Here is a 21,241-nt window from a genome sequence, read left to right as displayed (position 1 = left end):
GCGAAAGGTTAGTCAGGTGTGTCCGATGCGCGCGGCGCCGGATCGGCGTGGCTGCCAGATCCGCTTTCGTCGGCTGCTGCCTGCGGTTGCTGTGAGGGGTCGGAAACCGGCTCGCTCGGCATGCTGAGGTCGAGCGACCAGACAGCGCAATGCGCCGCCCAGCGCTCGCGCACTCCTTCGACCGGGTTGCTCTGCCGCGCGCCCAGCAGGGCCGTCGTGGCCGCCTCCCAATCCTCGGAGCCGGGCTCGACGCGGCGTGCACGAGCGGGCACCGGACCGATCGCGCGTCGAGTCTCCTTGTCGCGAAGGATGATTCGCAGCTCGGTCGGCAGCTCCGGTAGCGGCTGCTCGCCGTCTCCGCCGACGACGTATGCCGTTTCGCCGGTGGCGGCATACCAACAGGGGACCGTGACATCGGGTGGCACGAGCAGCCACGCGACCTTCGATTTGGCCAGTGCTGCGGTCACTTCCGACATGCGGCGAGCGTATCCCGACGGCCTTCCGGAAATTGAGCTGGACAGGTGGACAACCGAATCGAGGATTAATACGTCATACCCCATGAGCCGCGGCGACGATGGAGTCGTCGAGGGGGGATCGACGGAGTTGCCCGACCGGGTGGCTCGCAGAATTTGGGGGAAGAAATGAATACATCGATAGCACGTCGGCAGGCACTCGGCGGGGCGGCGGCAGTCGGCGCCCTCGCCGTGGTCGGGGTGGCAACAGCAGGCAGCGCGGAGGCCGCGACCAGACCCACCGTCCAGTACGGCAGTCGCGGTTCGAGCGTCACATACCTGCAACAGCGACTCAATGCTGTCGGCTACTGGTGCGGGGCAGCCGACGGCGTCTTCGGCGGGCAGACCCAGCAAGCGGTCTTCGCGCTGCAGAAGGCATGGAGCCTCGTCCGCGACGGCATCGTCGGACCGCTGACCTGGACCCGGGTCGCGTCCAACACCCGGCGACCGGCGCGCTACGGCTACGGCCACCGCATCGAGATCGACAAGTCCCGGCAGTTGTTGCTGGTCGTGTGGGGATCCACCGTCCGCTACACGCTCAACACCAGCACCGGCGCCAACAAGCCGTTCTACGCCTGGGGTCGTTGGTATGACGGCCGCACCCCGAGCGGGAAGTTCACCGTCCGGAGCCACGTCAACGGCTGGCAGACCGGGGCACTGGGCTCGATGTACAAGCCCTACTACTTCAACGGTGGCATCGCGGTGCACGGTTCGACGAGCGTGCCGACCTACAACGCCTCGCACGGTTGCTGCCGGTTGTCGCTGGCCGCGCAGGACAAGCTCATCGGGTCCGGCTACCTCGTCAACGGTCGCCAGGTCTACGTGTACTGAGTCTTCTGCTGCGACTCCTCGCAGCCCGGTGCCGGCTGCCGCTCGCAGGCTCGCGGTGCGCCGGCTCCGGGCTGGTCGTCGTCTCCGCGGCGTCCGGTTGTCGTTCGGTGGGTTGTCGTGGCCTGTCGCCATGGCCGGGTTGTCGTTTCGTCGTCCTGATCGGCGCCGGTCACCTGGCTCGCAAGCTCGCTCGTCGCCCAGACCGACCCGGTCGTCGTCTCCGCGGCGTCCGGTTGTCGTTCGGTGGGTTGTCGTGGCTTGTCGCCATGGCCGGGTTGTCGTTTCGTCGTCTTGATCGGCGCCGGTCGCCGGCGGACGCGAGATCCAGCCCGCTGACCAACACGATGACGTGACCACCCACAACCCAGCCACGTGTGAAGTCATGGCGTCCGGGACTGAGGCTCTGACACGGGCGCGTTTCCGGGTTCGATAACGAATGGGACACGTCCTGGAACCGGACGCAACGGAATGCGTCGCCGCGTCGTCCATCCAGTATCAGCACAGCGGGGACTCGGCTCCGGTCCATCTGGTTCGGAGCACATGGGGAGGAAACGGCTGGTGCCGGCACTATCGGGGAGTGCCGGCACCAGCCGTTCGTCATGTCCGGGGCGAGTGCCCGGATGTGCTCGGGTCAGGCCGTGGCGCCATCCCGCACTCGCGCGATCCACGCCTCGACGTCCTCGAGCTTGCTGGGGATGTTCGCGGACAGGACCTCGTGGCCTTCCTCGGTCACCAGCACGTCGTCCTCGATGCGCACACCGCTGCCGCGCAACTCCTGCGGCACCAGCTCGTCGTCGGCCTTGAAGTAGAGGCCCGGCTCCACCGTGAGGATCATCCCGGGCTTCAGCTCGGCGTCCATGTAGTCCTCACGCAGGGCGAGCGCGCAGTCGTGCACGTCGATGCCGAGGTGGTGGCTGGTGCCGTGCACCATCCAGCGGCGGTGGTACTGGCCCTGCTCCTTGTCGAGCGTCGCGTCGACGTCGACGCCGTCGGGCAGCAGGCCCCACTCGTAGAGGTGCTCGGCGATCACTCGAATTGCGGCGTCGTGTATGTCGGAGAACTTGTTGCCCGGCTTCACTGCGGCGATGCCGGCCTGCTGGGCGGCATACACGGCTTCGTAGACCTTGCGCTGCGCGTCGCTGTAGGTGCCGTCGACCGGGAGCGTGCGGGTGATGTCCGCGGTGTAGAGCGAGTCGACCTCGACGCCTGCGTCGAGCAGCACCAGGTCGTCCTCGTGCACGTCGCCGGTGTTCTTGATCCAGTGCAGCGTGTTGGCGTGATCGCCTGCGGCACAGATGGATTCGTAACCGACGCCGTTGCCCTTGTGCCGTGCGTGCAGCCCGAAGACGCCTTCGACCCAGCGCTCGCCGCGGCCGCGGCGGACGGCTTCGGCCAGCTCGGCGATGACGGCCTCGAAGCCTTCGGCTGTGGCGTCGACGGCCTGACGCATCTGCTCGATCTCCCACGCGTCCTTGACAAGACGCAACGTCGACAGCAGGCGCCCCAGCTCGGCGTCGGCCTCGACGCGCTGCTCGGCGGCCGACTCGGTCTCGGCCTCTGCGGTCCGTGCTTTGTCGACGGTGGCGGTGACCTCGGCGTCGGCGTCGCGCACGACCCGCACGCCGATTTCACCGGCGTCCTTGGCGACCGCGTCGATGAACTCGTCGATGTGCCGGGCGGTCACACCCAGCTCGGCCTCGATGTCCTCGGTCGTCGGGCGGCTGCCGACCCAGAACTCGCCATAGCGTGCGTCGGCGAAGAACTCCTCGGTGTCGCGACCGGCCAGCGGGCGGAAGTAGAGAACCGCCTCGTGCCCGCCGTCGCGCGGCTCGAGCACGAGCACCGCGTCGGGCTCACGGTCGGCGCCCAGACCGGTCAGGTGCGCGAACGCCGAGTGCGGCCGGAAGATGTAGTCGGTGTCGTTGCTGCGGACCTTCAGTCCACCGGCGGGTATGACGAGGCGCTCGCCCGGGAACGCTTCGGACACCTGTTCGCGGCGTTTTGCGGCGTAGTCGGCGACGTCCGCGCGCGCCGGGGTGTGGTCGCCGCGCGGGGTCCAACCGGAGCTGATGAACTTCCGGAAGGCCTCGGGCGACGGCTGGCTGCGGGACTGCGACTTCTGCTGCTTCTCACTCACCCTGCCATCGTCGCATGACGACGGTCCGGACGAGGGAGCGAGCACCGCCCTGACACCGCGGGATGTCGGAAAGCCAAGCCTCCTGTGCTCATTCTGAATAGAGTTCAGCGCTGTTTCCACGCCCAGGTCGAGAAGATCGCACTCAGCGCCTGGTCCGCGCCTGCGGACGCCTCGGAGCTCGAAGCGCTCGTCATGGTCATCGAGTAGACGTGACTGCGGAACACCACGAAGTACTGGGTCTGGGTGAACTCCGCGCCCTGCGCCTTGCGATCGAAGGTGTAGCCGCGCGCCGGCAGGCCGCCGATCGTCCGGTCCGGCTTGTCCTTGATGTGCACGCCCTGCTGGCGCCAGGCGATCTCCGCCTGGGTGACCACGTCGTCCAGCGCGGGCACCGGCTGCGGACTCTGCACCACGACGTTGAAGTTCGTCGTCACCTGGTCCTGAGGCTTCGGCGCCTTGAGCGCGAGCGTCGCGGGCTTCGCCGTCAGCTTCTTCCACCCCGTCGGCGCCACCAGGGAGAACGTCTTGTCGCTGCTGGTGAGGCTGCCGTCCGGCGCCGAGGTGCTCGGCGTGGGCGTCGGTGCCGCCGTCACGGTGGTCGGGACCGACACGTGGGCGCTCGACGTCGGGGTCGTGCCGCCGGAGCTGGAGCACGCGGCGACGCCGGTGAGCACCAGGGCGGCCGCGCCGGCGGTGGACAGGCGTGCCGACATCCGAGGCGAGTTCGATGCGGTCATCCGCCAGATCCTAAACGGCAGCCACATGAACGCTGGATACGGTGCGCCGTGGTGAACGATAGGAACGAGCCCGTCCCCCTGCTGTCCACCCCTTGTTAAACTCGCGCCCACCCGGTGCAGGGGACCAGGGCGGGTGGACACGACGCCGACCGGGTGTGGCGAATTTCGGCTGCCGACTCAATGAATGGGAGTACCGCGTGAAGACGTATGGAGTTGTGCTGGCTGGTGGCGTTGGCGCACGGCTGGGGCTCAGTGTCCCCAAGCAGATGGTCAAGGTCTCCGGCAAGACGATTCTCGAGCACACCGTCGCCGCGCTGCACGATTCGCCGGTCATCGACGAGATGATCGTGATGGTCACCCCTGGCTGGGCCGAGCAGACCGCGACGATCCTGGGGGAGAAGTACCCGAAGGTCTCCCGGATCCTGGAAGGCGGGTCCACCCGCAACGAGACCACCATGCGCGTCCTCACCGCGATCGAGGAGGACGAGGCCAAGATCCTGCTGCACGACGCCGTCCGTCCGCTGGTCGACGGCCGGATCCTGAAGGACTGTGCCGCAGCGTTGGACAGCTACAACGCGGTCGACGTGGTCATCCCGTCGGCCGACACCATCGTCGCGGTCGACGAGGACGAGATCATCACACACATCCCCGAGCGCAGCTTCCTGCGTCGCGGGCAGACGCCGCAGGGTTTCAAGCTGTCGGTGCTGCGCTCGGCATACGAGCTCGCGGCGGAGGACCCCTACTTCTCCGCGACCGACGACTGTGGGGTGGTCATCAAGTACCTGCCCGACGTCAAGACCAAGACGATCCAGGGCTCCGACCGCAACATGAAGGTCACCTACCCGCTCGACATGTACATCGTCGACAAGTTCTTCCAGCTGGGCACGCAGGAAGCACCGCTGCCGGACGGTGACCTGAAGCAGCACTTCCAGGGAAAGACGATCGTCGTCCTGGGGGGCAGCTACGGCATCGGAGCCGAGATCGACCGGCTGGCGCGGGGTCTCGGCGCCGAAGTGGTCGCGCACGGACGCTCGACGACGGGCCTGCACGTGGAGGACCCGGACGAGATCGCGCAGGCGTTCGAGAAGACCGTGCAGGAGCACGGTCAGATCGACGCGGTGGTGCTGACCGCCGGTGTGCTGCACATCGGCAGGCTGGCCGACGTCACTCCTGACGAGGTCGCCAAGGTGATCAACGTCAACTACATGGCGCCGGTCAACGTCGCCCGAGCGGCATACCCCTACCTGAAGAAGTCCGGCGGCCACCTGCTCAACTTCACGTCGTCGTCATACACGCGCGGCCGGGAGAACTACGCGCTCTACTCGTCGACGAAGGCGGCCGTGGTCAACCTGACGCAGGCGCTGTCGGAGGAGTGGGCCGGCGACAACGTCAAGGTCAATGTCATCAACCCCGAGCGCGCAGCGACACCGATGCGGCTCGCCGCGTTCGGCGAGGAGCCGCCAGGGACCTTGTTGTCCGCCGAGCAGGTGGCGGAGGCATCGCTGGCGGTGCTGGCGTCGGAGCTGACCGGTGCCGTCATCGACGTGCGCCGCAAGCTGCCCGCGTCGACCGATCCGGGCGCGGCATCGACGGGATCGTGACCTCCCGGCAACGGGGATTCAACCGGCACGCGGAATTTTATTCAGAGCAAGCACAGGAGGCTTGGACTGTGTTGGCGTTGCAGGGAGCTTGCGACTCGCAACGCCAACACAGAATAAGCCTCGAGGCGAGCGATCGGGGACGCTGATGCTACGGGTGCTCACAGCAGCAGACCGACACCTACGACGATTCGACGTCTGGCCCGCCATTGCGGCACTGCTCGCGTTCGGTGTGCTGACGGTCGCGGCCGCCGACGGCCCGGCGGTGCTCAGCCTGACTCTGGCGGGACTGCTGATCGCCCTCCTCGTCTGGCAGTTGCGGGACAGCCTGGCCGGCCGCTTGCGGTCGGCGCAGTCCGTCGGCACGTGTGTCGCGGCGCGGCTGCTCCTCGCTGCTTCCGTCGTCGTCCTGACGTTGCAGCACGGTTCGTATGACGGGCTCGTCGGCTGGACGGCGATGGTTGCCGCGGTGCTGCTGTCCGTCGGGTTGCTGATCACCCCGCTGGACCAGGCACTGGTGCCGACGGTCGCCGGACTCCCCGGCGTCACCGTGACCACCGGTCCGCGTTTCGGGTATGACGTCCTGGTCCTCGTCTCGCTGGTGGCCCTCGGGATCGGGGTCGTCGCCGGAGCCGTCGCCCCCGGTCTGCTGTGGGTCTTCGAAGTGGCTGTGCTCGGTTGGGCCGTTCTCGGCGTGCTCGCCCTGCTGGATCTGCTGCGCCGGCTTCGGTCCCGCAGCGAAGCGAATCGTCAGTTGCCGGAGGCCCTTTCGGCGCTGCAGCCGTTGTTCGCGCTGCACTGGTCCGGTCCGGAGCAGGCGGCATACCAGGTGTCGATGTGGCTGCCCTATCTCGACCGCATCGGTGCCCCGTATGTCGTGGTGGTCCGCTCCCGGGAGAACTTCGACGACATCCGGGCGCTGACCGACCGGCCCTTGGTGCTGCGCGAGAAGATGAAGGAACTCGACGCGGTCATGGTGCCCTCCCTCAAGGCCGTCTTCTACGTCAACACCGCCCTGCTCAACAACCACCTGATCCACCACACGAGTCGGCTGCACATCCAGCTCAACCACGGGGACAGTGACAAGGTCGCCAGCAGCAACCCGGTGCTGCGGATCTACGACCGCAACTATGTCGCCGGGCAGGCAGCCATCGATCGCTTCGAGCAGAACGGCGTGCCGACGCAGCCGGACTTCTTCCGCGTGGTCGGCCGGCCGCAACTGGATGGTCTGCAGATCGGAGCTGCCGATCCCGCGGATCACCCACCCACCGTGCTCTACGCACCGACGTGGTCCGGCTTCTATCAGGAGTCGGACTACTCATCGTTGCCGTGGGGCGCCGAGCTGGTCGGCAGGCTGGCGGAGAGGGGCTGCCGGGTCATCTTCCGGCCGCACCCCTACACCAACAGGTCGGCACGGACTGCCGCCATGGCGCAGGCCGTTCGCGAGGCACTGGCTGTCGACGCACAACGGACCGGCCGACGGCATCTGTATGGCGAGGAGGTCGAGCGTGACATGAGCATCGTCGACTGCTTCAACGCCTCCGACGCGATGGTCTCCGACGTGTCGAGCGTCGTCAGCGACTACCTGCAGACCGAAAAACCCTTTGCGATGGTCGCGGTCCACCGCGAGCCGACCGCGTTCGTCCAGCGCTTCCCGATGGCCCGGGCGGCCTACGTGCTCCGGGCCGGTGCGGACGGGATGGACGATCTCGACGAGGTGCTGGACGAGTTGCTGGTCAGTGATTCCCGGGCGACCGAGCGACACGCTGTGAAGTCCTACTACCTGGGAGAGGACCATCCCGGTGGCCCGGCGCAGCGTTTCGTCGACTGCGCCAGGGAGGACCTGGGGATCTCGGCGTCGATCACCGAGTGACCTGCCCCGCGATTTTGGTCAGACCCTGAACTTCGACTCGATCAGCTCGGTGATGCGGTCGGCCGACTTGCCGTCGGCGAGCGGCAAGGTGCGGGCGATGCGGTCGGCGAACAACTGTGGCCATTGCCCGCCCTGCGCGGTGTAGGCCTCGTTGGTCAGCTTCGCTGCGTCGTCCAGTTGGGTGCTGATCGGACCGAACCCGTGCACGTCGTAGTCCCAGTAGCCCGGCAGGTAGGAGTGCGAACCGTTGAGGAACGTCTCCTGGTCGAACTGGAAGTAGACGATGCGTGATCCCGCCAACGCCGCGTCGAAGAAGATCGACGAATAGTCGGTCACGGTCACTCGGGCTCGCGCCATGAGCTCGTGGATGTCGGGGGTGGAGTCGATCACCGTCACGTGGTCGGGGTAGGTGACCTCGGGGGTGTTGCCGCGGAAGTTCGGGTGCGGCAGGTAGACGATCTCCGCGTTCTCCTCGTCGGCGAGTTGCTTGAGCGCGGGATGCGTCAACAGGCCCATCCAGTTGCGCCCGTAGTCGGTCTCGAGGAACGGGTCCCGCAACTTGCGCCGGGCCGCGAAGGACGCCTTCGGCAGGAAGAGGCTGTCACGCCACGTCGGGGCGACCAGAACGACCGAGCGCTGGTCGTAGGGGTGCCCCTCGGCCGCCTTCAGGATGGCGTCGTGCCGTGGGAAGCCGGTCATGACAACGCTGTCCGCTGTCAGCCGGTAGGTGCCGCCGTCCTCAACGATCGATGCGTGCTCGTCGACGCTCGCGGTGGTCAGCAGGTCGATGTCCTTGCCGTTGAACCAGTGGGCCAGGTTGTGCTGCAGCACGCCGTGCTGCAGGTAGACGAACCGCCAAGGGCGACGCTTGTGGCGGTAGAAGTCGGCCGGCGTCGGCTCGACGATCTCCACGTCCAGCTGGGACGAGGCGACCACCGCGGCGCACTGCAGCGCGACCTTGTGCTCGACACTGCGATAGGGGATCAGCCGAAAACCCAGACCGCTCAATCGATCCCACTCGGGAGTCCCCTTCTGGATCACGAACCAGGCGTTGATGTCGGGACGCTCGGTGCGCAGGTGTTCGTAGAGGTATTCGCCGTTGTCGTGGCCGGAGGCCACCCGGTCCATGACCAGCCAGGCGTCGCGGTACTTGTCGGCGAACCGTGGTGTCTTGGCGAGGTTGCGGATGAACGCGCGATAACGCTGACGGCGCAGCGCAGCGCCCTTGCTGACCGCGGTCGGCGCGGGGATCGGCGCCTTGGTGTAGCAGACCACCTCAGCCGCGCAGCGGATCGCCATCTGCCGCCACAGCGCGGTCGTCTTGAGCGGGGCCGCCGCACTCAACCGCACGCGCGCCGCGGTGGCCTCGGACGATCCGAGGTAGTAGCCGCCGTACTGCAGCGGCCGGTAACGGCCGTCCAGGCTGATGCGTATGTCGGCGAGCTCGGGTAGGCGGATGATGCGCTCGCGCAGCAGTTCCTGGCCGAAGTAGTCGAGCTTGCGGGTCTTGGCAGTCACCGGCGTGACGGTGCTGCCGTCGCTCTCGATGAGCTCGGTCGGCAGCTCGTCGCGGAAGAGGTAGCAGATCTCGAACGACCCGGCGACGTTCTTGGCGAGGCGGACGGTCCCCACCTCGGGGAGTGGGTTGTCACCGAGGGTGAGCATCAGCGCGCGGACCTCGGGGGAGATCGCCGTAAGCCGGTAGTTGACGATCGTCGAAGCCTTGAGCTGGCGCAGCACGGCCCGCAGCAGCTCGATCGCCTTGGCCCGCTCGGCATCGGTGAGGTGGGTCGCCTTGCGGTCCTTGTTCATCTCCCGCGGGAAGTACCAGCTCAGGTCGTAGAGGATGATGTTCTCCAGCCACCGCGGTATGTCGCCGTGGGACTTGGCGAGTTCCAGCAGCGGCAGGTAGCCACGGACGAACCGTCCGAAGTAGAAGTCCGGGTTGGTCTTGTAGGAGTCGGCCGCCGACGTCGCGTCCGCCCGGCGACGGTAGTAGTAGATCGACTTGCGCAGCGGCACCACGATCGTGGTCGGCGCGGACAGCAGGTAGGTGGAGGCGAAGACCGCGTCCTCGGCGACCCGCAGACCCTCGACGAACGCGATGTCGTGCTCGCGGATGACGTCCAGCCGGAAGAACGCGGAGGCGGCCTGCGTCTGGATGAAGCTGGGCCGCTCGGCGAGGTCCACCGCACCGACGTCGTCCCGGAACTTCAGTCGCAGCGGATGTACGTCGGCGCGCTTGCCGCTGGCTTCCTCGTAGCGCCAAACGTTCGCGCTGAGCAGGACGACGTCGGACGTCGCCGCGTGCACGGCCGCGGCCGCTTCGGCGAAGTAGCCGTCGCTGAGCAGATCGTCCGAGTCGGGAAAGGTTATCCAGGTGCCGGTCGCCGCCGCGATGCCGCGGTTGCGGGCTCGGGAGACGCCGCCGTTCTCCTGGCGGATCACCTGGCCCGCGCGGCCGGACCGGTCGAGCCAGGCCTGGGCCACATCGGCCGAGGCGTCGTCCGACCCGTCGTCGACGAAGATGAATTCGAGTTCGTAGTCGCCACGGCGTTGGGCGTCGAAGCTCTGCAGCAACTCGCCCAGGAACTTCTCCGTGCGGAACATCGGCACCACGACGCTGAACTTCGTGCGTCCTTTGCTCAACTACGTCTCACTTTCTCGGATCGTCTTGTCTTCTCGGACCGTCTCGGCGGGCCCCGATCACTCGGTCCACGGTGACTGGCAGGCCGGGTCAGGCTACCCCGTGTTCACGTCGCCGTTGAAATATCGCGACCGCGTCGTGGCCTGACCGTCAGCTCGGCGAAGTAGGGCCGTTGAGGTACTGATCACACACCGGAAGGCTCCCGATGGACCGTTCGACCGTAGCCGGCCATTATTGTTGACGGCCGTGACGACGACTACCGCCCGACCGGACGCTTCCGAAGCCGGCACCGTGGGAAGCGCGCGGGGTTTCCGGCCGGACATCCAAGGGCTGCGCACCATTGCCGTCCTGCTCGTGGTGATCTACCACGTCTGGCCCAACCGGTTGACCGGCGGATTCGCGGGTGTCGACGTCTTCTTCGTCATCTCCGGATTCCTGATGACCGCGGTCCTGTTGAAGTCACCGCCGCGTTCCGGGCGCGACTTCGCCGGCTTCTGGGCGCGGCGCATCCGCCGGCTGGTGCCGGCCGCGCTGGTCGTCCTGCTGGCGACCGGCGTCGCGACCCGATTGATCGCGCCGTCGACGATGTGGATCGGCACGGCCCGCGAGACGATCGCCAGCATCTTCTACGTCGAGAACTGGGTCCTCGCCGGGAACAGCGTCAACTACCTTGCCGAGGACAGCGCCCCGAGTCCGCTGCAGCACTACTGGTCGTTGTCGGTGGAGGAGCAGTTCTACATCGTCTGGCCGTTCCTCATGGCGTTCGCGACCTGGTGGGCCTACCGGAAGGCGACCTCGTCGTCGGCGACCGCCAGGGCGACGGTCCGGTTGATGACGGTGCTGGGCGCCGTGTTCGTGGCGTCCCTCGTCTATTCGATCCGGTACACCGCGACCAACCCGTCCGGGGCCTACTTCGTGACGCCGACGCGGGTGTGGGAACTCGCCCTCGGCGGCATGGTCGCGATCCTCCCGGTCACGTTCGTCGGCCGGCTGCCGCTGTGGGCCCGGACCGCGCTGAGCTGGCTGGGCATTGCGGCGATCCTGATCACCGGGTTCATGTATGTCGGCAGTATGCCGTTCCCCGGCTACTCCGCCCTGTTGCCGACGGTCGGCACGGCGCTCGTGCTGGGCTGCAGCCCGAAGGACACCACGCTCCTCGGGCAGCTGCTCGGTCTGCGGCCGGTGCAGTTCCTCGGTGACATCTCCTACTCGCTCTATCTGGTGCACTGGCCGGTCATCGCGCTGCTGCCCTATGTCAGCGGGCACCTCGGTCTCCTCGACCGCTGCGCCGCCCTGGTCGGCTCGGTCGTGCTGGCCGCGCTGTTCAAGAAGTACGTCGAGGATGTGTTCCGTCAGAAGCGCACGCCACGGGTGCTGGCCAACACCTACCGGTACGGCGCGGTCGCGATGGCGGCTCTGGCGCTGGCCGCCGGTGGCTGGTGGTGGGCCGGCAACGTGCACATCCAGGCTGAGCAGCGGTCGGCCGAGGCCGCGATCTCCGATGCCGGCCCGTGCTTCGGTGCAGCATCCATGGCGAAGGGCTTCCGTGCGTGCCCGCAGGACCCGGCGGCAACCCCGGTGCCTTCTCCGGACGCCGCGAAGGACGACAAGGAGGTCGCCTATGCGGACGGCTGCTGGGCGTACCGGCCGTTCACCAAGCGCCCGAAGTGCCACTACGGCAACGGGTCGATCAAGGTTGCGCTGGTCGGCAACTCGCACGCCGGTCACTGGCAGCCTGCGCTGAACGAGCTGGCGAAGAAGAACAACTGGTCGATCACGACCTACCTGGTCTCGCAGTGCGCACCGAGCGACACCCGGCAGAAGTTCGACACCAAGGAGATGACGGACAACTGCCAGGCGTACGGCAAATGGGTGCTGGATCAGACGGCGCACGGGCAGTACGACCTGATCATCAGCTCCAACCGGGAGTCCGTGCAGGCGGAGGGCAAGAACGACTGGCCGTCCAGTGAGAAGGCGGCCCGAGCCGGCTTCCACACCTATCTGAAGAAGTGGGCCGCCGACGGAACCCCCATCGTGCTGATCCACGACCTGCCCTACCCCGGCAACACCATGCAGAACGTCCCCGACTGTCTGGCGGAGCACGCCGGTGAGAACGACAAGTGTGCCGGCACACCGTCGTCCTGGAAGTGGTATTACCCCTATACGGCGGCCGCAGCCGGTGTGAAGGGCGTGCACACCATCGACTTGACGAAGTACTTCTGCACCGCGACCACCTGCCCCGCGGTCATCGGCGGTGTCACGGTCTACTTCGACGCCTCGCACATGACCGCGACCTACGCCCGCACGCTCACTCCCTATCTCGAGCAGAAGCTGGACGCCTTGGGTCTCGGGGTGTCCTGAGCCGGAGACGACAAGGTGCCACGGCCCCGGCTGTCCCGCCGGGGCCGTGGCACCTCTGGTTCGTCAGTGCCGGCTGGCGGCGGACTTCGTCGCTGCCTGCACCGCACCCTGGAGACCGTTGTCGAAGGACGGTGCACCGTTGCCGTACAACGCGATGACGTGTCGCAGGATCGGGAACGACTGGCTACCGGTCGACTGCGTGTAGACGGGCTCGACATACAACAGCCGACCGGCCACCGGAATCGCCTCGAGCGAACCCAGCACGACCTTCGACTGGCCGCCGCGCTGCAGGGTCAGTGCCTCGGTGATCGTCGTGTCGGACTCGATGTCGTTCTGCACCTGCGACGGGGACTCGCCGCCACCCTCGGACGGGAACGACAGCACGGTGAACTTCCCGTAGTCGGGACCGGGCTGCGCATCGACGGACACGAACGCCGCGAGGTCGCGTCCGTTGTAGGTGACCATCGGGCTGGACAACGCATACCGCTGGTGGCCGTAGCCGTCCGCGGACAGCGACATGTACTGCGACGGCTGGTTGGGCGTGGCCGCGGGTGTCGACGCGCCGCTGGAGTTGATCGTGTTGGCGGCGGCCACCGTCGGGTCCGTCGGAACGGTCCAGAAGTCGTTGCCGCTGTAGAAGTTCGCCGCGCCGTTGACGTGATACTTCGCCAGCAGGGTGCGCTGCACGTTGAACAGGTCGGTCGGGTAGCGCAGCTGCGGCAGTAGTGCGGATGAGATGCTCGACTGTGGCTTGACCAGTCCGGGGAAGACCGACTCCCAGGCCGTCAGCAGCGGGTCGGGCTGCTGCTTCTGGTTCCACGCGTAGAGCGTGACCTTGCCGGTGTAGGCGTCGACGACGGCCTTGACCGAGTTGTGCATGTAGTTGACCCCGGCGCTCGCCTGCGACACCGACGAGCCGTTCTGCGTCAGGGTGGTGTTCGTCGCGCTGTGCAGGTTGATCCGCTGGGCGTCGGGATACCGGTTGGACGTCGTGTAGCCGTCGACGACCCAGTCGATCTTGCCGTCGACCACGGCGGGGTAGACATCACCGTCGAGGGTCAGCCAGGGAGCGACCTTCGCGACCCGGGCACGCGGACTGCGCACCTCGAGCAGCTGTGATGCTTTGTTCAGTTCGGAGCTGAACAGGATGCTCGGACTCTTCAATTGGGCAGCGAACAGCATCCGGCGCAGCGTGGAGCCGATCGGGATGCCCCCGTCACCCTGGTATGTCGTGTGCGCCGAGTCCGACGATCCCTTGGGTGCCGGGTGATCGAACTCGAGGTTCTGGTGGCTGCCGGCCGGCTGCCCCACGATCGAGTAGGAGTTCGCGGGGAACCCTTGCCCGAAGTAGACCTGCGGCCGGTTGATCGGGATCTCCTGGGATGCCGGCATCCCGCCGTCGAGGAAGTTCGGGCTCTCCGTGTCGGCATTGACCGATGACACCGGTGCGGCCACGACGCCATACCCGTGGGTGTAGACGAGGTGCGAGTTGACCCAGGTGCTGCTGGGTATGCCGGAGAGGCTCAGCTCACGGGCCGCCAGCGCGACGTCCTGTCCTTTCGCGCCGGGCAGATCGTAGTGGCCGACGTCCAGGGTCGACTTGAACTGGTAGTAGGGCTGGAGTTGCTGTTTGACGGTGAACGTCGGCGACATCTTGTTCGGGTCGATGACCGGGATCTGCGCGGTCCTGTTCGCCAGCCTGGTCAGAGTGTTGCTGTCGGCGGTGTTCGAGGGGTTGTACGCCACGGTCTTGACGTTCCCGTCCAGGCCGAACGCCGTCCGGGTCGCCCGCTGGTTCTGGGCGATCTCCGGTAGGTCCACCTGAGCGGCGCTCGGCGCCTCGCGGAGCCGGTAGACCAGCTTGGGCCAGCCGATGCCGACCACCAGCGCGGCGACGACCAGCGCCGCGAGGGAGCCGGCCAGCATCCGGGCGCGGCCGACGGCCAGCCCGTTGACCACCAGCGCCGCGGCGCCGAGGACAGCGATGACCACCATGGTGTCCTTGCTCGGCAGCAGTGCGTGCACCGCGGTGTAACCCGCCCCGGTCACCGGGCCCTGACCGGAGGTGGTGACCGCGTAGCGCGCCAGCCAGTAACCGACCGCCTTCAGCAGGACGTATGCCGCCGCGAGCAACGACAGCGTGACGACGAACGGCCGGGTGACCTTCTGGTGACCGCCGCGCAGTCGCCAGGCGCCATACCAATAGCCGGCCAGGACGGCGATGATCAGGCCGTACTCGACTGCGGTCGACAGGAGCGAGACCACGGCGACGTGGAACGGATAGACCTCGACGAAGAACGAGATGTCCTTGTGGAAGAGCGGATCCGTCCGGTGCCACGAGGACGCGTGGCTCCACAACAGATAGGTCTGCCACTGCGCGGCGGCGCGCTCGCCGATCCGCACACCCGGCACCACAACGGCCAGCCCCAGCAGCAACCACCTCACGCGAGCCTCGTGGCGCCGGAAGCCGGCCCGGAAGACGTCGTCCTCCTCGTCGATCGCCAGCCGCGGCCGTGCCCGGCGCAGTGTCCAGAACGCCACACCGCCGATGGCCGCGGCGAGGATGCCGAAGACGCTGAACAGCAGCACCTTCGACCAGATCTCCTTGGAATAGACCGACCCGGCGTCGACCGAGTCGAACCACAGGTAGCTCGTGCTGATCCGCACCGCGACCTTGCCGAGCTCGATGACGACGGCGATCACCGCGACGGCGATCGCCAGCCGCAGCGCCCATCGGCGCAGGGCGCCGCCGAGCCTCACGCGCCGCTGTTCCTCGGTCGACCGAGCGGGCGCCATACGCAGCAGGCTCATCGGCGCGCACCGCCGCGGGATCGGGTGGCGGTATGCCGTGTTCGTCGCATGGAGGCCTCCTACGGGTGCCCTGGAGACGCAGGACGACCCATGCCAGCAAGGAGGGCCCGACCGTGCGTCAGGCCCTCGGATCGCGCACACGATAGAAGCCGAAGTCGAGTGCGCCATTCAGGAAGCCCGAAGGTGGCTCTCAGGAACCTCAGGTCGGGGTGTGGGGCAGGTCGACGGCGGCTCGTGCCGCCCGATGACGGCGCTTCGAGAGCGGACTCGAGCGCCGGATTCTGATCGGCGGGTTGCGAGTGTGACGGTGCGGAGCGGTGTCGCAGATGCCGTATCGTTTCACGTCGTGACACAGGCGCAGACATCGAAAACCTCACCGGGGAACGGCCAGCCGTCCCCGAAGGAGGTGCGAGAGCTGGTCGATCGTTTCGGCCTCAAACGGGCCGGAGCCCGCGCGCCTTTGACGGAATACACGCGTGAGTTGTGGACCAGGCGGCACTTCGTCCTGGAGTTCTCCAAGGCGACCAACGCGTCCGGTTATGCCCGCAGTTTCCTGGGGCAGGCGTGGCAGGTCCTGACGCCGCTGTTGAACGCCGCCGTCTACTACCTGATCTTCGGCCTGTTGATCGGCACTCGCAAGGGGGTGCCCAACTACCTCGCCTTCCTGGTCATCGGCGTGTTCGTCTTCCAGTTCATCCAGGGCTCGGTGACCAGCGGCGCCCGGTCGTTGCAGTCGCACCAGTCGCTGGCGCGCACCCTGCGGTTCCCACGCGCGGTGTTCCCGGTCTCCTCGACCTCGATCGCCCTGCAGCACCTGTTGGCGTCACTCGTCGTATTGGTGCCGATCGTCCTGTTCACCGGTGAGCCGGTGCGATTGCAATGGCTCGAGGTCCTCCCGGCGCTCGCGATGCAGATCATGTTCTGCGCCGGGCTGGCATTCATCTTCGCGCGGATCGGCACCAAGATCCCCGATGTGTCGCAGATGCTGCCGTTCGCATTGCGGGTGTGGTTCTACGCCTCCGGCATCATGTTCAGCATCCCCGAGCTCACCAAGGACAAGCCGCACGTCCGAGAGTTCATGGAGGCCAACCCGGCGACGATCTACGTCGATCTCTACCGCAGCGCGTTCCTCGAGTCGGGGCAGAGCGCGTCGCTGAGTCAGTGGCTGCAGGCCCTGGCATGGGGTGTCGGTGTCCTGGTGGTTGGATATGTGTTCTTCTGGAAGGCAGAGGAGTCCTACGGCCGTGACTGATCCCAGCGCAGAACCGGTACCCACCGTCATCGCCGATGACGTCCACCTGACCTACAAGATCGCCGGCAGGTACGCCAACCGTGGCGGCGCACTCGCGCTCGCTCGCACGGTCACCCGCTCGTCGAGCCCGGGTTTGCGGGAGGTGCGCGCCGTCCGCGGCGTCAGCTTCGCCGCCTGGGAGGGCGACGCCATCGGCCTGATCGGCCCCAACGGTTCCGGCAAGTCCACGCTGCTGCGCGGCATCGCCGGCCTGCTCACCCCCGCTTCCGGCGCGATCTACACCAGGGGCGAGCCCGCCCTGCTCGGCGTCAACGCCGCGCTCATCTCGACCATGAGCGGCGAACGCAACATCACCCTCGGCGGACTGGCCATGGGTATGACGCCCGAGGAAGTCGCGTCGAAATACGACGACATCTGCGAATTCGCCGGCATCGGCGAGTTCGTCTCGTTGCCGATGAACGCCTACTCCAGCGGTATGGGCGCACGCCTGCGCTTCGCCATCGCGTCGAGCAAGTCGCACGACATCCTGCTGATCGACGAGGCGCTCGCCACCGGTGACGCGGAGTTCCGTCGGCGCAGCGAGAAGCGGATCCAGGAACTGCGCAAGGAGGCCGGCACGGTCTTCCTGGTCAGCCACAGCCTCGGCGTCGTGCGCAAGACCTGCAACCGCGCGATCTGGCTCGAGAAGGGCGAGATCGTGATGGACGGCCCCACCGACGAGGTGCTGAACGCCTACGAGGAGCGGCACGACCCCGAGAAGGCCGCCCGGCATCGCGCCGACCAGCGGCGTGAGGCCGAGGAGAAGGCCAAGAACAAGGCTGCCAACGTCCGGGCCGTCGGCTAGCGCCACCCGCGCGAGCGACCCCGACTGCGAACGTCTAGCGGGAGCGGCGCCTGCGCCACACGGTGCGGCCTCGCCGTGCGGCTCGACGAGCACGATCCGAGACCGCCCGTGCGGCGCGCGGCGCCGGGCGTACGGAAGCCTCGGTGGCTGCGGCCGGTGCGGGGGCCGGAATCTCGCCGTCGGCGGCGGTGAGGTGCCAGTACGGCGACTGTTTCACCGTCGACGCGTCCGGCTTGTAGAAGGGCGGGGTCAGGCCCAGGTGCGGGCGTTCCCAGGCGATGTCCTTCCGGACGACCTTCGCCGGCGAACCCACCGCGACGGCGTTGTTCGGAACGTCCCGGGTGACGATGCTGCCGAGGCCGATGACCGAGCCCTGGCCGATCTTCACGCCGGCCAGCACGACCGCGCCGGCGCCTATCCAGCAGTGGTCGCCGATCCGCACCGAACGCGCGGTGTTGACCCGTTTCCCGGTGTGCACGTCGAAGATCGGATGCCCGTCGTCGGCGCGGACCTCGTTGCGGCTGGCGAACATCACATCGTCGCCGATCGTGACCGAGACGCCTTCGACCGCGGAGATCACCACACCGGAGGTCGATGACACCTCGTTTCCGATGATCACTTCGGCGTCCTGCCCCACCCGCACACCGCCGGAGAAGCCGCGCTTGTGGTGGTTGGAGCCGAGCACGAACGTGCCGTTGCTGCCGTTGAAGTCGATGCGCAGGTTGGACGCCCGAGCATCGGCGTGGACACGCGCGACGTTGTTGCTGCCGCGAAATCTGAACTTGATGTTGTTGGAGGGTGCGCCGGTGAACTCGATGCGGTTGCCGCTCTCATCGGTGTATGGCGCCAGGGTGACTTCGTCGGACATCTACCAAACCTGTTGCGAGGGGTTGCCAGGGAAATCTCAGGGTGTAAACGTAGCAGTGCAGTCAGGCACCGACGGGCAGCCGCGGTCCGACTTCGGCAGGGCAGATCAGGCGGGATGCCGCAGGCCGGCGCAGCGCTCGAAGAAGGTCGTGCTGGCCGGCTGCCACAACAGCCAGACGGCGGCAGCGCCGACGAGCAGGGTGGGCACCTCGGCGATCGCCGTGGCGGCGGTGCCGCGGGTCGCCATACCGATGGTGAGCAGGAGGTTCAGGACCACCAGCACCGTCGAGACGATCCGGGCCCATCCCAGGCCGCGGCTGTTCGCGACCGCCATTACCAGCCAGACCACGGTCGCTGCGATCGACATGGCGAGGAACGCGGTGTAGGTCAGATCGGCCGCGTGCTGCAGGTCGTCGGCGGACAGTCGGTCCCCGGGCGAGCGGCCGTCGTTGGTGCGCTCCAGCGCGCGGGCGATGGATCCGCGTGACAGCGCGTTGACCAGCACCCCGATGAGCGCGAGAACGACCCCGGCATACATCAGCCGGATGGCGTTGACGACCGGCTTCGGGCGCAACGCGGACAGCCGAGGCCTGGTGGGGGCGGACATGGTCCCAGCTTGTCAGCCGGGGGCCGCTCGCGTGACACGTATCGGTCGATACGGCACCGCGCCGCGGGTCGCCTGATCACCGGCGGGCTACAGTCAGCGCGTGCGCATCGACCTGCATACCCATTCCACCCAGAGCGACGGCACCGAGAGCCCCGCCGACGTCATGCGATCGGCAGCGAAGGCCGGGCTCGACGTGATTGCGCTGACCGATCACGACACCACGCGCGGCTGGGGGCAGGCGGCGCGCGCGATCGCCGAGACCGGCGTCACCCTGGTGCCCGGCATCGAGATCTCCTGTGCGTATGACGGCATCAGCATCCACCTGCTCGGCTACTTCATAGACCCGCTGGACGCGCCGCTGCTGGGGGAGCTGGAGCGAGCTCGCTCCTCCCGCCGGACCCGGGCGCAGCGGATGGTCGAGCGGCTCGCGCCGGACACCGGATTGCGGTGGGCCCAGGTGCAGGAGCAGTTCGGGGCGGACACCACCATCGGGCGCCCGCACATCGCGGACGCGTTGGTCGCCGCGGGCGTCGTCGCGTCCCGGGACGAGGCCTTCGCGTCATACCTCGCCTCGGGCTCGAAGTATCACGTGTCGCACTACGCGCCCGACCCTGCGTTCGCGACCCGGCTGGTGCGCGCGGCCGGGGGAGTGCCGGTGATGGCGCACCCCTTCGCAGCCGCGCGTGGGCGCACGGTCGACGTCGACGTGATCGAGGGTATGGCGGACGCCGGTCTCGCCGGCCTGGAGGTCCATCACCGGGACCACACCGCGGAGGCGATCGGGCAGGGCCTGAAGCTGGCCGAGCGGCTCGGCCTGCTGGTCACCGGGTCGAGCGACTACCACGGCACCGGCAAGGAGAACCAGCTCGGCGAGAACACCACGTCGCCGGAGGTGCTGGAGGCGCTCGCCGCGCAGGCGACGTCCGGCAGCGGCCCGCTGCGCCCATAGGGGACATAAAAGATCGCCGGCACATCCCCGAATGTGCCGGCGATCTCTCCCCTGGACCGCCGTTCGCGTCCCCCTCGCGCGAACGATCTTGTTCCATGATGGCGAAACGACGCGATGACAGCTATGCGACTCGGGCTGAACTTTCACGGGGCGGGTACTAGGCCCTAGGCCTAGAGCCGCTGCCGTCAGGGTGACTCGGGCAGCTTCGACCGGTGCCGCGAGGTGCTCTGCAGCATGGTCGGACCCAGCACCAGCTCGATCCCGGCGCGCTGGGCGACCCCGAGCTTGCGCAGCACGTTGCCGACGTGCGTCTTGACGGTCTTCTCGGAGATGTGCAACTGCTCCGCGAGGTCAGCGTTGCTGACACCTTCGCGCGCGATCAGCTCGGCGATCTCGCGCTCGCGGGCGGTGAGTTCAGCGGCCGGATCCGGCCCGTCGTCCTCGCCCTGCGCGGCGTCCGCGAACGCGCCGAACAGGTCTCCGATCTCGATCTGCGTCGTTTCCGACAGGTGCTGCAACTGCTGGGCGGCCTCGGCGACGGCGCCACCGGCGGGGGCGGCGAGCTGTGCGAGGTCCCGGATGCCGCGATGCAGGCGGTTGACGCGGGAGCTGACGGCGTCGATCAGGTCGGTCTCGTTCTGGACGCCGGTGGTGTCCAGCTCCGGGTAGATCGTGTAGAGATCGAGTTCGTCCTGAGCGGCGGTGTCCCGGGCGAAGGAGTGCATCAACGCCCGGCCGAGCCACTCCAGAGCACGGATCGCCTCGTCGTCATACGAATGTGGTTGCAGGCTCTGCGCGCTCATCAGCCCGGTGACGTCGCCGGTCTCGGCATCGATCAGCGGCACGACGACGGCGTCCAGCGACACCTCGTTGGTGTCGCCGAACGGCATCGCATTGGTCAGCAGCCGGCCGCCGTCGTCCCGGTAGACGTAGGGACGCTTGCTGGTGCGCACCCAGTGCGAGACGCCGTGCCTGCCGTAGCGTCCGATGCTCGGGCGCAGGAACTGATCGTGGTCGTAGATGTAGGGGATGAACACCGTGTCGGTGTCCCGGAAGAACCCGATGTAGAAGCTGTCGACCCGCGCCAGCGCGGAGATGGTCGTCCGGCATACGGCGTAGCGCGCCGCATGGGCGTCACGCTCCGACGCACGCAACCACCGGTCGGCGGCGCGCAGCCGGTCGACGTATGGCGGACTGAACCGCGCCGTGCCCACC

The 21,241-nt window shown here is 67.6% G+C and carries 15 protein-coding genes; 7 read left to right on the top strand and 8 right to left on the bottom strand.

Annotation, left to right across the window (positions count from 1 at the left end):
• Window positions 1–8: 8 nt before the first annotated feature.
• Window positions 9–476, bottom strand: coding sequence for a hypothetical protein (locus IEX71_RS22630; protein ID WP_229749904.1), 468 nt, complete (start codon window positions 474–476; stop codon window positions 9–11).
• A gap of 165 nt (window positions 477–641) precedes the next feature.
• On the opposite strand from IEX71_RS22630, the gene IEX71_RS20135 reads away from it, so the two are divergent.
• Window positions 642–1,343: a L,D-transpeptidase family protein gene (locus IEX71_RS20135; protein ID WP_188838875.1), complete on the top strand. Its 702-nt coding sequence runs from the start codon at window positions 642–644 to the stop codon at window positions 1,341–1,343.
• Between the two features lie 631 nt (window positions 1,344–1,974).
• On the opposite strand, the gene IEX71_RS20130 is transcribed toward IEX71_RS20135, so the two are convergent.
• Window positions 1,975–3,480, bottom strand: coding sequence for an aminopeptidase P family protein (locus IEX71_RS20130; RefSeq protein WP_188838874.1), 1,506 nt, complete (start codon window positions 3,478–3,480; stop codon window positions 1,975–1,977).
• Between the two features lie 104 nt (window positions 3,481–3,584).
• A complete protein-coding gene (locus tag IEX71_RS20125; protein ID WP_188838873.1) occupies window positions 3,585–4,217 on the bottom strand; it encodes a hypothetical protein in 633 nt (210 codons plus the stop codon).
• Between the two features lie 197 nt (window positions 4,218–4,414).
• Here IEX71_RS20125 and IEX71_RS20120 point away from each other — a divergent pair, with 197 nt between their 5' ends.
• Together IEX71_RS20120 and IEX71_RS20115 are read left to right on the top strand one after the other, a co-directional pair.
• A complete protein-coding gene (locus IEX71_RS20120; protein ID WP_188838872.1) occupies window positions 4,415–5,818 on the top strand; it encodes a bifunctional cytidylyltransferase/SDR family oxidoreductase in 1,404 nt (467 codons plus the stop codon).
• 154 nt (window positions 5,819–5,972) lie between these two features.
• Window positions 5,973–7,688: a CDP-glycerol glycerophosphotransferase family protein gene (locus IEX71_RS20115; protein WP_188838871.1), complete on the top strand. Its 1,716-nt coding sequence runs from the start codon at window positions 5,973–5,975 to the stop codon at window positions 7,686–7,688.
• A gap of 18 nt (window positions 7,689–7,706) precedes the next feature.
• Here the strand turns inward: IEX71_RS20115 and IEX71_RS20110 are convergent, their stop codons facing one another.
• Complete coding sequence (locus tag IEX71_RS20110; protein ID WP_188838870.1) at window positions 7,707–10,337, bottom strand: CDP-glycerol glycerophosphotransferase family protein; 2,631 nt, start codon at window positions 10,335–10,337, stop codon at window positions 7,707–7,709.
• A 244-nt stretch (window positions 10,338–10,581) separates the two neighbouring features.
• On the opposite strand from IEX71_RS20110, the gene IEX71_RS20105 reads away from it, so the two are divergent.
• Window positions 10,582–12,696, top strand: a complete 2,115-nt coding sequence (locus tag IEX71_RS20105) for an acyltransferase family protein (protein WP_188838869.1) — start codon at window positions 10,582–10,584, stop codon at window positions 12,694–12,696.
• A 63-nt stretch (window positions 12,697–12,759) separates the two neighbouring features.
• On the opposite strand, the gene IEX71_RS20100 is transcribed toward IEX71_RS20105, so the two are convergent.
• Entirely contained in the window at window positions 12,760–15,507 is a 2,748-nt protein-coding gene (locus IEX71_RS20100) for a UPF0182 family protein (protein WP_188838868.1), read from the bottom strand.
• Between the two features lie 346 nt (window positions 15,508–15,853).
• Here IEX71_RS20100 and IEX71_RS20095 point away from each other — a divergent pair, with 346 nt between their 5' ends.
• Both IEX71_RS20095 and IEX71_RS20090 read left to right on the top strand, forming a co-directional pair.
• A complete protein-coding gene (locus IEX71_RS20095) occupies window positions 15,854–16,759 on the top strand; it encodes an ABC transporter permease (protein ID WP_229749903.1) in 906 nt (301 codons plus the stop codon).
• A complete protein-coding gene (locus tag IEX71_RS20090; protein ID WP_229749902.1) occupies window positions 16,752–17,603 on the top strand; it encodes an ABC transporter ATP-binding protein in 852 nt (283 codons plus the stop codon). Before IEX71_RS20095 ends, IEX71_RS20090 begins: the two co-directional genes overlap by 8 nt.
• 34 nt (window positions 17,604–17,637) lie before the next feature.
• Here IEX71_RS20090 and IEX71_RS22765 read toward each other — a convergent pair whose 3' ends face one another.
• The gene (locus IEX71_RS22765; RefSeq protein WP_188838866.1) at window positions 17,638–18,471 is read right to left on the bottom strand and encodes an acyltransferase; all 834 of its coding nucleotides are present in this window, start codon (window positions 18,469–18,471) and stop codon (window positions 17,638–17,640) included.
• 105 nt (window positions 18,472–18,576) lie between these two features.
• Window positions 18,577–19,077 (bottom strand): hypothetical protein, encoded by a 501-nt coding sequence (locus IEX71_RS20080; protein WP_188838865.1) that lies wholly within the window; start codon window positions 19,075–19,077, stop codon window positions 18,577–18,579.
• A 100-nt stretch (window positions 19,078–19,177) separates the two neighbouring features.
• On the opposite strand from IEX71_RS20080, the gene IEX71_RS20075 reads away from it, so the two are divergent.
• Window positions 19,178–20,026, top strand: coding sequence for a PHP domain-containing protein (locus IEX71_RS20075; RefSeq protein WP_188838864.1), 849 nt, complete (start codon window positions 19,178–19,180; stop codon window positions 20,024–20,026).
• Between the two features lie 185 nt (window positions 20,027–20,211).
• Here the strand turns inward: IEX71_RS20075 and IEX71_RS22620 are convergent, their stop codons facing one another.
• Entirely contained in the window at window positions 20,212–21,240 is a 1,029-nt protein-coding gene (locus IEX71_RS22620; protein ID WP_229749901.1) for a LuxR C-terminal-related transcriptional regulator, read from the bottom strand.
• Between the last annotated feature and the right edge of the window lies 1 nt (window position 21,241).

Origin of the sequence: Flexivirga endophytica (assembly GCF_014640635.1) — a bacterium.
Taxonomy (GTDB): Bacteria; Actinomycetota; Actinomycetes; order Actinomycetales; family Dermatophilaceae; genus Flexivirga; species Flexivirga endophytica.
Note: the sequence above shows the minus strand (reverse complement) of the source record. Positions and strands in the feature narration are given on the sequence as shown.